The sequence below is a fragment of the Streptomyces winkii genome (assembly GCF_032248595.1).
GTDB classification, from domain to species: Bacteria; Actinomycetota; Actinomycetes; order Streptomycetales; family Streptomycetaceae; genus Streptomyces; species Streptomyces winkii.
The window spans coordinates 33,686-45,164 of the sequence record NZ_JASTTH010000006.1 but is presented as its reverse complement, the minus strand read 5'-3'; the positions used below and the strand labels follow the sequence as shown (position 1 = coordinate 45,164).

13 protein-coding genes are annotated in these 11,479 nt (G+C 70.8%); 7 read left to right on the top strand and 6 right to left on the bottom strand.

Annotated elements, in window-relative coordinates; all coding sequences use genetic code 11:
• The first annotated feature begins 354 nt into the window (after positions 1-354).
• The 3 genes from rplU (at position 355) to obgE (ending at position 2,648) form a co-directional block, all read left to right on the top strand.
• Complete coding sequence (gene rplU, locus QQM67_RS19160) at positions 355-681, top strand: 50S ribosomal protein L21 (protein ID WP_314175615.1); 327 nt, start codon at positions 355-357, stop codon at positions 679-681.
• Positions 682-694: 13 nt separating this feature from the next.
• Positions 695-952 carry a 50S ribosomal protein L27 gene (rpmA, locus tag QQM67_RS19155; protein WP_314175179.1) on the top strand — a complete coding sequence of 86 codons (258 nt, stop codon included), beginning with the start codon at positions 695-697 and terminating at the stop codon, positions 950-952.
• Positions 953-1,205: 253 nt separating this feature from the next.
• The gene (obgE, locus tag QQM67_RS19150) at positions 1,206-2,648 is read left to right on the top strand and encodes a GTPase ObgE (RefSeq protein WP_314175178.1); all 1,443 of its coding nucleotides are present in this window, start codon (positions 1,206-1,208) and stop codon (positions 2,646-2,648) included.
• 25 nt (positions 2,649-2,673) lie between these two features.
• Here the strand turns inward: obgE and QQM67_RS19145 are convergent, their stop codons facing one another.
• Complete coding sequence (locus tag QQM67_RS19145; protein ID WP_314175177.1) at positions 2,674-3,387, bottom strand: SDR family oxidoreductase; 714 nt, start codon at positions 3,385-3,387, stop codon at positions 2,674-2,676.
• 122 nt (positions 3,388-3,509) lie between these two features.
• Here QQM67_RS19145 and QQM67_RS19140 point away from each other — a divergent pair, with 122 nt between their 5' ends.
• A complete protein-coding gene (locus tag QQM67_RS19140; RefSeq protein WP_314175176.1) occupies positions 3,510-4,022 on the top strand; it encodes a DinB family protein in 513 nt (170 codons plus the stop codon).
• A gap of 71 nt (positions 4,023-4,093) precedes the next feature.
• On the opposite strand, the gene QQM67_RS19135 is transcribed toward QQM67_RS19140, so the two are convergent.
• Complete coding sequence (locus QQM67_RS19135) at positions 4,094-4,318, bottom strand: hypothetical protein (RefSeq protein WP_314175175.1); 225 nt, start codon at positions 4,316-4,318, stop codon at positions 4,094-4,096.
• A gap of 193 nt (positions 4,319-4,511) precedes the next feature.
• Here QQM67_RS19135 and QQM67_RS19130 point away from each other — a divergent pair, with 193 nt between their 5' ends.
• The 3 genes from QQM67_RS19130 (at position 4,512) to QQM67_RS19120 (ending at position 7,863) form a co-directional block, all read left to right on the top strand.
• Positions 4,512-5,438 (top strand): hypothetical protein, encoded by a 927-nt coding sequence (locus QQM67_RS19130; protein ID WP_314175174.1) that lies wholly within the window; start codon positions 4,512-4,514, stop codon positions 5,436-5,438.
• Between the two features lie 134 nt (positions 5,439-5,572).
• A complete protein-coding gene (locus QQM67_RS19125) occupies positions 5,573-6,208 on the top strand; it encodes a DUF4142 domain-containing protein (RefSeq protein ID WP_314175173.1) in 636 nt (211 codons plus the stop codon).
• A 356-nt stretch (positions 6,209-6,564) separates the two neighbouring features.
• Positions 6,565-7,863 (top strand): erythromycin esterase family protein, encoded by a 1,299-nt coding sequence (locus QQM67_RS19120; RefSeq protein WP_314175172.1) that lies wholly within the window; start codon positions 6,565-6,567, stop codon positions 7,861-7,863.
• A gap of 55 nt (positions 7,864-7,918) precedes the next feature.
• Here QQM67_RS19120 and QQM67_RS19115 read toward each other — a convergent pair whose 3' ends face one another.
• From QQM67_RS19115 to QQM67_RS19100, 4 genes are all read right to left on the bottom strand, one after another.
• Positions 7,919-8,422 (bottom strand): GNAT family N-acetyltransferase, encoded by a 504-nt coding sequence (locus tag QQM67_RS19115; protein ID WP_314175171.1) that lies wholly within the window; start codon positions 8,420-8,422, stop codon positions 7,919-7,921.
• 78 nt (positions 8,423-8,500) lie between these two features.
• A complete protein-coding gene (locus QQM67_RS19110) occupies positions 8,501-9,979 on the bottom strand; it encodes a S41 family peptidase (RefSeq protein WP_399067137.1) in 1,479 nt (492 codons plus the stop codon).
• A 136-nt stretch (positions 9,980-10,115) separates the two neighbouring features.
• Positions 10,116-10,919: a MerR family transcriptional regulator gene (locus tag QQM67_RS19105; RefSeq protein ID WP_314175170.1), complete on the bottom strand. Its 804-nt coding sequence runs from the start codon at positions 10,917-10,919 to the stop codon at positions 10,116-10,118.
• The gene (locus tag QQM67_RS19100) at positions 10,912-11,457 is read right to left on the bottom strand and encodes a VOC family protein (protein ID WP_314175169.1); all 546 of its coding nucleotides are present in this window, start codon (positions 11,455-11,457) and stop codon (positions 10,912-10,914) included. Before QQM67_RS19100 ends, QQM67_RS19105 begins: the two co-directional genes overlap by 8 nt.
• Between the last annotated feature and the right edge of the window lie 22 nt (positions 11,458-11,479).

Genomic DNA, 11,479 nt, shown 5'->3' with positions numbered 1-11,479 from the left:
GCCCCGGGTCGGCGTCCGGGTCCGCCCGGCTGCCTTGCCCCGTACGGGAGTTGCACGGGATGTGCACGGAAGCTGCGAGGTCCGTCCGCGCTCAGGGGCGGCCGGGGCCGGTTTGACCAGCGTGTGCGGGGCCCCGTAGCCTTGACCGCTGGCGTGTCGATCAGGATGCGCCATGCTCCTGAGCAACTCCCTCCCGCGGCGTCAGCCGGGGAGAGGCCGCTCAATCCACTCGGATCAGACGGTCCACCGGATCAGATCGTGGAGCCGGGCGGCGGTGCGTCTTCTCACCGCCAGCCGGATCCGCGCCGGGCGGCTGGCGTCAGGAGCTCCGTGACGAGCGAGAGAGAGTTCCGCGTGTACGCAATCGTGCGCACCGGCGGCCGCCAGCAGAAGGTGTCTGTCGGCGACGTCATCGAGGTCGACCGAATTTCCGAGAGCAAGGCGGGCGAGCGCGTCGAGCTCTCCACACTGCTCGTCGTGGACGGTGACACGGTCACCAGCGACCCGTGGGTGCTGGACGGGGTCAAGGTCGCGGCCGAGGTCGTGGACCACCACAAGGGCGACAAGATCCGCATTCAGAAGTACAAGAACAAGACCGGTTACAAGAAGCGGATCGGCCACCGCCAGCTGCACACCGCGCTGAAGATCACCGACATCCCGACGCCGGCCAAGAAGAAGTAAGGACTGAGCAGAGATGGCACACAAGAAGGGCGCATCGTCCACTCGGAACGGCCGCGACTCCAACCCTCAGTACCTGGGTGTGAAGCGCTTCGGCGGTCAGCTCGTCAACGCCGGTGAGATCCTCGTCCGCCAGCGCGGCACGCACTTCCACCCGGGCGCGGGCGTCGGCCGCGGCGGCGACGACACGCTGTTCGCGCTGGACGCCGGTGCCGTGCAGTTCGGCACGCTCCGCGGCCGCAGGGTCGTGAACATCGTTCCCGCCGCTGAGTAGTCAGCCGCGCGGGTAGCGCATCGCAGCACGCATCACCATCGAGGGCGGACGGCCGCTCCTGTGCGTACGCATCGCTCGTACGTACGGGAAGCGGGTCCGCCCTCGGTGCGTCAGGACCCTCTGAACGGTGTGCGCTCCCGCACGCACGCCGGGCGGCACGTTCCGACGCACACTCCGGTACGGACTCAGACACACGCTCACAGACACACGCTCACAGACACACGCAACGATCCTCAGCCTGGAGGCACTTCGCATGACCACCTTCGTGGACCGCGTCGAGCTGTTCGTCGCCGCGGGTAACGGAGGCCACGGCTGTGCCTCCGTGCACCGGGAGAAGTTCAAGCCGCTCGGCGGCCCCGACGGCGGCAACGGCGGCCGTGGCGGAGACGTCGCCCTCGTCGTCGACCCGGACGTGACGACGCTCCTCGACTATCACCACAGCCCGCACCGCAAGGCCACCAACGGCAAGCCGGGGGAGGGCGGTCACCGTTCCGGCGCCGACGGCAAGGACCTGGTGCTGCCCGTCCCGGACGGCACGGTCGTCCTCGACAAGAAGGGCGAGGTGCTGGCCGACCTGGTCGGCAAGGGCACCGTCTTCGTCGCCGGGCAGGGCGGTCGCGGCGGCCTCGGCAACGCGGCGCTCGCCTCGCCCCGCCGGAAGGCTCCCGGGTTCGCGCTGCTCGGCGAGCCGGGCGAGGCGCGCGAGATCGTGCTGGAGCTGAAGACCGTCGCGGACGTGGCGCTCGTCGGCTTTCCCTCGGCGGGCAAGTCGTCGCTCATCTCCGTGCTCTCCGCGGCGAAGCCGAAGATCGCCGACTATCCCTTCACCACGCTCGTGCCCAACCTCGGTGTGGTCACGGCCGGTTCGACGGTCTTCACCATCGCCGACGTCCCGGGCCTCATCCCCGGGGCGAGCGAGGGCAAGGGGCTGGGCCTGGACTTCCTGCGGCACGTCGAGCGCTGCTCCGTGCTCGTACACGTACTTGACTGCGCGACGCTCGAATCCGACCGCGACCCGGTCACCGACCTGGACGTCATCGAGGCCGAACTGGCGCAGTACGGCGGCCTGGAGGGGCGCCCCCGCATCGTCGTCCTCAACAAGGTCGACATCCCCGACGGGCAGGATCTCGCCGACATCATCCGTCCCGACCTCCAGGCCCGCGGCTACCAGGTCTTCGAGGTCTCCGCCGTCTCGCGGCAGGGCCTCAGGGAGCTGTCGTTCGCGCTCGCCAAGGTCGTCGACGAGGCGCGTGCCGCGAGGCCTCAGGCGGAGACGACGCGGGTCGTCATCCGCCCCAAGGCCGTGGACGACGCGGGCTTCACGGTCAGCAAGGAGGCAGACGGCTTCTTCCGCGTACGCGGTGAGAAGCCCGAACGCTGGGTCCACCAGACCGACTTCAACAACGACGAGGCGGTGGGCTATCTCGCCGACCGGCTCAACCGCCTCGGCGTGGAGGACGAGTTGGTGAAGGCGGGCGCCCGCGAGGGAGACGGCGTCGCGATCGGCGCCGAGGACGACGCGGTCGTCTTCGACTGGGAGCCGACGGTGATGGCGGGCGCGGAGATGCTCGGCCGACGCGGCGAGGATCACCGCATGGAGGGCCCGCGTCCTGCCGCCCAGCGCCGCCGCGACCGCCAGGCGGAGCGCGACGAAGCGCTGGGCGAGTACGAGGACTTCGACCCGTTCGAGGAGTAGGAGAGGCCCTCACCGGGGCCGGTGCCTATCGGTGCGCGCCCGTCGGGCGGACCACGAGCGTGTTGACGTCCACGCCGCTCGGCTGACTGATCGCCCACACGATGGACGAGGCGAGCTGGTCGGCGGTCATGGAGACGCGCTCCTTCGGGAGGCCGCCGGCCGGGTCGAAGAACGCCGTCTCCGTGGCGCCGGGGGCGATCAGCGTCACGCCGATGCCGTCCTCGGCCACCATGAGCCGGGTGTTCTCGGCGAGCCCGGTGACGGCCCACTTGGTCGCCCCGTAGATGTTGCCCGGGGTGTGGATGACGCCCGCGACGCTTCCGACGAGGACGATCCGGCCGCGCGTCTCCTTGAGGGCGGGCAGGGCGGCGCGGATCAGCAGCGCCGGGCCCAGCACGTTCGTGAGGACCATCGAGCGCCAGCCGGCGGGATCGCCGTCGGCGAGGGTGTCGTGCGTGGCGAAGCCCGCGTTGGCGACGGCGGCGTCCAGCCGTCCGAACCGTTCGGTCGTCGCCTCGACCGCCGCGAAGACGGCCTTGTCGTCGGACGCGTCACCGGGGATCGTCAACAGGCCGTCGGGAGCGCCGGCTTCGTCGGCGAACCGCGCGAGGCGGCCGCTGTCGCGGCCTGTGACGGCGACGCGGTGGCCCCGGTCCAGCAGCTGCCGCGCGGCTGCCGCTCCGATTCCGCTGGATCCGCCGGTGATCAGTGTGACGGGGGATTCACGAGACTGAGTCATGTGCCGCACGGTACGAATTCGAGTGCGCTCCAAGGCAAGCCTTCCGGCGCCGGACGGCACCGGCGGGCACCGGCCGGAATTGCGATGCGGTGCGGCGCGGTAGCGGTATAGCGTGCGCGCTCATGACTCCTCCCCGCGTACGTCCACGGTTCGACGCCGACGAGCGGACACAGCTCGTCGGGTGGCTCGACATGCAGCGCGCGATCATCCACTGGAAGTGCGAGGGCCTGTCGGAGGCGGACGCCCACCGGTCCGTGCTCCCCACATCCCCGTACATGACGATCGCCGGGATCGTCTCCCACATGCGGTGGGTCGAGCACAGCTGGTTCGAGGTGCTGCTGCTCGGACGGCCCGCCGTGGGGCCGCAGTTCGACGAAGGTCCCGAGGACGCGGACATGATGGTCGAGGGCGTTCCCCTGGAGCGCCTTCTCGGCGAGTACGAGCGGCAGTGCGAGGTGTCGAACGAGATCACCGCCGCGCACGCGCTGGAGGACGTGGGCCGCCACCCGGGGTACAAGGCCGACCAGACGTCGCTGCGGTGGATCCTCCTCCACATGATCGAGGAGACCGCCCGCCATGCGGGGCACATGGACATCGTCCGGGAGCTGCTCGACGGCGGGAAGGGCTACTACTGACGCCTGCCGGATTCCCGCGCCTGCGGTCTGCGACGGGCCTGGGGTCTCTGAGGCCCGCGGTGCGCGATGCGTCAACGCCGGGGCGCCCTCAGGCCGTTGATGAGCGCGCGTAACACCGCGAGGCGGTGGGCGCGAAGCCGGTCGGCAGCCTTGGACTCGTCCGACGGCCCGAGCGCCTTGCGTGCGGCATGGGCCGCGACCAGGGCCAGGATCAGCCGGACCAGAGCGCCGCTGACCACGACGGACGCCAGCACCCAGGCCGCGACCGCGTCCCCCGCCATCTGTGTTGTGAGCATCGTCGATCACCTTCACCGGTCGGAGGACCCAGGTGTACCGCGGCACCGCCTGCCGCCGCTGCGGCGCAGCCGCGCGGTAACGGGGGACGGGGGACGGGGGACGGGGGTACGGGACCCTTCGACTTCGGCGCCGGTACGACTTCAGCGCAGCTGCGCCCTTTCCGTGCCGCGAGGCCCGGAGAAGCATGTGCGCATGCGGAGAAAGAGAGCACCACGAGTCCCCCTGCTGGAGAACGCGAAGGCTCGCACGCAGTCGAGGCGGAGCCTTCCCCACCCGTACGACCTGGACAGGTCCGAGGTGCTGCACAACGTCGGGCGCACCACCCGCGCGAGGGAGAGGTCCCGCGTCCGGCTGGCCAACGACCCCCTCACCGCGGCGTTCCTGAAGGCCGGCATGAGGCTGCTGAACCAGCACCTCGGGCCCGGTGCTCAGCACGGCTCGCGCGGAGAGCGTCCGCTCCTGAACTTCCTCTCGCTGCGCAACGTCACCAAGGAAGTCGGTAACAATCCGCAGCCCTTCCTGCGGCAGGGCAGCCAGTCGGCGCTGCGCGACCGCTGGCCCGCGCAGGAGCAGTTCGTCGCCGACCTCATCAACTTCGCCGTATGGGGCGAGAATTACCGCCCCGAATACCGCGAGCAGCGCGAGGCGAACACCGAAAAGCTCGTGAACGGACCGGACTTCGTGCGGGCCATTCACAAGATGGCCTACCAGCACACCGCCGACGGCGTCGACAAGCCCTCCGTACGCCTCGCCCTGGCCCTGATGACCGTCCCCGACGGGGACCAGGAGGTGAAGCAGGCCATCTCCGCCATGTACGAGGACTACCTCGGGTCGTGGAAGAAGCTGTACTCCGACGTCTTACGCCAGCGCGGGCTGCGGCTGCGTCCGGGCCTGACCCTCGACGACCTGGCCAATGCGCTGTCCACGGCCACCGACGGGGTCATTCTGCGGGCCATCGGGGATCCGGGCTCCGGCGTCGTCGACTACGGTAAGCAGCGCTCCATCATGGGTACGGTCGCGCTCGCCATCGTCCACGCCTTCCTCGAACCGGAGGACGAGGCGAGCGGCGTCTCGCTGGAGCAGGCCGTCGCGTGGAGGTTCGACAAGCGGTCGTACTGAGCGTCGCCGGTGTCACCACGGGTAACGGGGCCGCGAGCGCTTTGTCAGGTCCGGACGAAGCTTCGACCATGGCCTCACGCACACCATTAGTCTCGATCACCGTCGAGGACATGTGTGGAGAAGGGGGCAGGCGCATGCGGTTCGCTCCGACGTCGGCACGGGCGGCCGGTACCGTCATGGTCGTCATCGGGCTGGTGGCAACGCTTTCCGCGCTGCTGGTGCCCATCTACTTCTTCGACGGCAACCGGTCGGTCGCGCTGTCGAGATCCGGGTGGCAGGACGACGGCAAGGGCACCTGGAAGACGGAGTACGGGCCGCTCACCTCCCTCGACCGCGACTTCCTGCGGCATGTGCGCACCGACGGCCTCTGGGAGCTGCCCGTCGGTCGCGCCGCGCGGGAGCGGAGCGACCGCAGGTCGGTACGGACCGTGGGCGACCATCTCGTCAGCGGCGACACGGAGTTGGACAAGCGGGTCATCAAGGCCGGCCGCACGCTGAAGGTGTGGCTGCCGAACAAGCCGACGAGCATCCAGCAGAAGTACATGGAGGAGATCCAGAAGGCCCGGGGCGAGGAGTTCGACCGGCTCCTCGTGAATCATGTGCGGAAGCAGAACGGCGTGGCCTTCAGCCTCGTGAGCCTCGTACGCGACCAGACCCGCAACTCGATGGTGCGGTCGCTGGCGACGAGGGCCAACACCATCGTCCTCGACCACATCACGGCCCTGGAGGACACGGGGCTGGTGGACTACAAGGCGCTGCAACACACCTAGCGGTCGAGGGCACCGAGGTACCGCGACGCCCCGGACGCGGGACGGCGGTACCGCGGCGGTGGCGCACGGATATCCGGGTGCGAACTGCCGCCGGGCGGCGCTATGTTGCGATCATGGCAGTAGGCAGTCTCTTCCTCTGACGGGTCCGTCGGCACCCGCACCGCACCGCGCCGCATGCGCGCCGGAGCCCAGAAGCTCAGGAGCCCGGCGCCGGTCGCGTGCGTGTACGTCCGGCCGGTCCGCGCGCAGCCGAGGTCCGCCGCACAAGCGGCGGTCCGGCACCCGGCCCGAGCCCGGAAAGCCCGGAAACTCCGGACCCCGAACTCCGCATCCCGAGCTGAGAATTGAGCCCGCCCATGCCCGAACAGCCCTCGCACAGCAGCGTGCTCGCCGACTGGTTCCGCGAGCACAGCACTACACTGACCACCCTCGATCCCGATCTGCCCCTCGACGATCTCGAACCGCTGCGGGACATCGCGGGCGACGCCCGCGTACTCGCCCTGGGCGAGAACGCCCACTTCGTCGAGGAGTTCTCCCTCGCACGCCGGCGGGTGCTGCGCTTCCTCGCGGAGCGCTGCGGATTCACCGTCTTCGCCTTCGAGTTCGGCTTCAGCGAGGCCTTCACCCTCGACCCGTGGCTGCGGGGCGAGGGCGACGACGGCGATCTGGAAGAGCTGAGCGACACCTCGGCGGTGTGGCTCGCGGCGGACCTCATGCACTGGCTGCGCCGCCACAACCGTACGAGCGGCCACCCCGTGCGCTTCGCGGGCATCGACCTGCCCATGGCCGGGGGAGCCCTGCGGCCCGCACTGGACCCGGTGGCCGGCTATCTGCGCGAGGTCGACCCCGACGCGCTGCCCCCACTCGAACAGGCCCTGGAGATCAGCGACCGGTTCCTCGCCGGGGCCGCCTCCGGCGCCGCCGCGGCTCCCGCGTGGGCGGCGCTCGGCACCGCCGAACAGGACGCGCTGACCGCCGCGCTGGCCCGTGTGCTGCTGCGGCTGCGGGCCGTCGAGCCGCTGCTCGTCACCCGCGGTGGCCAGCGCCGTTTCGGCATCGCCCGCCGCAGGGTCGAGGCGGCCTGCCACACCGACCACATGTTCCGGGCCATGAACTCCCTGATGTCCGGCGGGGGTTCGGGCGCGGACCTGTCGGTACGGGAGATCTACATGGCCGAGTCGGTGCGCTGGCACCTGGAGAACGCCGGCCCCGGGGACCGGATCGTACTCATGGCGCACAACAACCACATCCAGCGGACGCCGCTGGAGTTCGGCGGCGCCCTCACCACGCTGCCGATGGGGCAGCACCTTCGCCGGATGCTCGGCGAGGACTACCGCTCGGTGGCCCTCGTCCACACCGGCGGCCACGTTCCGGAGATGTATCCCGACCCGGACGCCGACGTCGGCTTCCGCGTCGCCGACGCCGCTCTCGAACCACCGCAGCCAGGAAGCGTCGAGGCCGCACTCGCCGACGCCGGGCTCGGCGACCGGATCACCCTCACCGACCTGCGCCGGTCACCGCGCGACGAGCAGCGGGAGCCTCTGCTCCGGGAGATCCGGACGCAGAGTTCCAGCCTGTCCACGGCGATCCCGGACGCGTTCGACGCCGTGCTGTCGGTTCCGACCGTCACCCGGGAGTCAGGGACGGGTTCCTGAGGGAGCGGGATGCCGACTGCGCCTCCGGATCGACTGCGGTTGCCGGAGGCGCAGTTCAGGCGCGGGCGGCTCCGTCCAGCCGCTTGGCCATGACGAGTTCGCGCCGCCCGTCGGGGAGCGGGGCGCCCGGCACTCCCGTCTCCTCGAACCCGTGCCGCCGGTAGAGGGCGATCGCGTGGTCGTTGCCGGGCATGACGGCGAGGCGCAGCAGACCGGCCCCCGAGCGGACCGCCTCCTCTTCCACGCTCCGCATCAGCCGGTCCGCCACGCCGCGCCCGCGTGCCCGCTCGCTCACCCACATCGAGATCAGACGGACCTCGCGGGCCTTCTCGCCGGGAACACCGCTGGCCAGGCCCACAGGTTCGCCGTCGAGCTCGGCGAGCAGGTCGTACGCGCCGGGGATGCTCAGCCGGGCCCGCCATCGCTCCTCGCGGTCGCCGTCGCCCTGCCAGTCCGCGAGGCGGGTCTTGAAGGCATACGGGGCGTCCGCGAGCGCGGCGAGGCGCACGGCGCGCCAGCTCCGCCAGTCGTCAGGTGTCAGTACGCGCAGCTCGATCACACCCGGAGCGTGCCGCCCGCACGAGGCGGGCGGCAACCAAAATTTCTCCCTGCGCCCCGGGTCGGCCGCGCCCCCCGGTCAGCGGCCCGCTCCTCCATGGGACTTGGGCAGCTCAGCCCGGGCGCGGTCGAACGCCGAGTCGCGGTCGTGGGCGAACTCCTCGTCCGTGAAGACCGGTTCGGCGATGTGCGGCGGAACGCCCGTACCGTCGAAGGTGCGTCCGTCACGGGTACGGAACTCCTCGTTCGGGAGCGTGAAGCTCCAGCCGTTCGGCAGGCGCCGCTCCAGCGTGTCCGAGAAGACCCCCTGCGTGGGCTGCCCGATGCGGACCGTCCGCCCGGGTCGCTCCATCAGCGCCTGCGTGAAGGTCTCCCCGGCGCTGACCGTCGATCCGCCCGTCAGCACGGCGACGGGACCGGTGAAGTGGGGCCGCCCGCCGGCCGGTTGGATGTACGAGGGCTGCGGCCGGGTGAAGCGTGACGGGTCGGACGGGTCGTTGCGTGCCGCCTTGGCGTACGCGAAGTGCGGGCGGCCGGTGAGGCGGGCGGCCAGCTCCAGGCCCAGGCTGTCCGAACCGCCCCCGTTCACCCGCAGATCCACGATCAGCCCCTTGAGGCGCGCGGTGCGCTCCCGCGTCAGGACGGCGTCCAGCGCGCGTCGCAACTCGGCGCGGTCGGCCGCGTAGTCGCCGTCCTCCGTGTAGCCGGTGAAGCCCGAGACGCGCAGATAGCCCTGGCCGCCGGGCAGGTCGGCATAGCCGATGCGGCCGCCGGCGAACTCCCGCAGCGCGTGGCCGCCGAGGTCGCGCTTCTCGATGAACTTCCGGACCTTGGCGTCCAGTTGGGGCGTGGGCATCTCGGTGCCCGGGCGCACCTGGCCGAAGGAGCCGGCGTCGCCCGCGAGTACGGCCACGTGCGCGTCGTAGAGCGGTGTGACCATCTTGCGGAAGACGGCGAAGAGTTCGGCCGGGGTCGTGTCCGAGTCGATCCGCGGACGGTAGCGGTCGCGGACGGCGTGCCAGTCGACGCCCTTGGCCTCGAAGAACGGGTAGTTCTCCTCGAAGGTCTGCCAGAAGACGTCGAAGGTCTTCACCGGGTCCTTGGAGGCGGGGCGGCCGCACGCGCCGGGCAGGGCGTCCACGCGCCGCAGCCGGCGGTCGCCGGGCGAGCCCTCCACGTGCATCGCCGCCCGGTCCCGGCCCGCGGTGCGGCGCAGGGTGAAGCTCTCGCCGTCCTCGGTGGTGTAACGGTCGGCCGTGCCGTGCCCGCCCGTCCGCTTGGCCGAAGTGCCCTTCAGGCAGCTGGTGTCGGTGGTCTCGTACTGCCGCACGCTGCCGTGCTTCACGGTCAGCACCGTGCCGTAGCCGTCCATGCGCCACACGCCCGCCGCCGGGCCCGCGGCGTGCCGGGACGCCGGCGCCGGTCGCTCGCCGTCCTGCGCGGAGGCGACGCTGAGGGCGGCGCTGCCGGTGATGGCCAGCGCCACGACGGCGGTGCCGAGCACCTTGGCCTTGCTGCTGAAGGAGCGTCCGCTGTCGAAGGAGCTTCCGGTCTCCATGATCGATATCCCCCGTGGGTCGGTCGTCGATTGCTCCTGCATGATCGCGAGGACGACGCCGTCCCCGACATCCGGCTGCCCGCCCGCCTCGGAGTGGGGGCAGCCCCCCGGCGTCGCTGCGGGAGGTGTGAAGCCGCTACTGCCAGGTCGCCGTATCGGGGTCGATCCCGTGAGCGCGGGCAGCCTCGTCGACGATCTGCCGGAACCAGGAGGCCAGCCCGGCGCGAACGCCGTCGTAGTGGGCCGCGAAGCCCCGGTCGGACTCGTACATTCGCCCCAGACACACCTGCATCTGCCGCGTGAGCGGGAAGAAGTCCGAGAAGACCTCGCGGTGGCGCTCGACGAGCGCGTTCGCCTCCGGACTGCCCGGAGCGACGCCTTGGTCCAGCGCGTCGCCCAGATCACGCTGGAGCGTGGACATCGCCTCGGAGAGAGACCGCCACTGTTCGCGCGTGCGGGAAGCGGAGCGTTCGGCGAACTGCGCCCACTGCGGGAAGTCCCCCCAGACGACGCGGGCTTGCTCCGATCCGCGCGGGTCCCAGTCCGGGCCGAACGTCGCCGACTGCTCTTCGTCGCTCAGGAGCATTCCGCGTTCGTGCGCCTCGGCCATCCGTTCCAGGCGTTCGTCCAGCTGTTGCAGGTCGCGGATCCGCTCGGCGAGACGGGAGCGTTGCTCACGCAAGGTGGCGGCGATCTCGGTGGTCGCGTCGTCGAGAATCCCGCGGATCGCATCCAGTCCGAGGCCGGTCTCCCGATAGGCGACGATCCGGTGCAGTCGCTGCTGGTCCGCCTCGGTGTAGCGGCGGTACCCGGCCGTGGTGCGGACGGACGGCGACGCCAGGCCGATCTCGTCCCAGTGGTGCAGCGTGCGGACGGTCACCCCCAGGAGCTCGGCGGTCGCGCCCACCGTGAGACCGCCGTCGAGCTCGGGATCAACCATGAACGCCATTGTCGCCCTCGCCCGTTGACTTCGGGGCGACGATCCCGACCGCTTCGAGATCGCGCGCCTCCCGGCTGCCGGGATCGAGCCGCTTCGCCGCGGTGAACACGATCCGCGCCCGCTCGGGCGTGATCACTTCGACGTCGCGAGTGTTCCACGGAGTGTCACGCGGGCCGGTAACGCCGTCGGCGACGAGTCCACGACACGCCTCGGCGAGCTGATCGACCTCGCTCAGGACGCACGCGAAGCTCACGCTCATCGTCGGCACCCCCGTCTGCTCGGAACCACCCTCTGCCGGGACGAGCAGCACGTCCTGGAACGCCCACCGGCGGAGGTGTACGACCTGGCCGGGAATGCCGAACAGCTCGAAGAATCCGAGGCCTTGCACCCAGAAGTCCGTGGACGCCGCCAGATCGGACGTGGGAATCGTCACGAACACCGGCATTCCGTAGATGCCACGAAAGGGCTCAGGCGCACGCGCGTCCGGCCCCGGGGCGGGCACGGGACTCATCTCGAACGCATTGAAGAAGTCACTCATGCACGGCACCGTCCACCCTCAC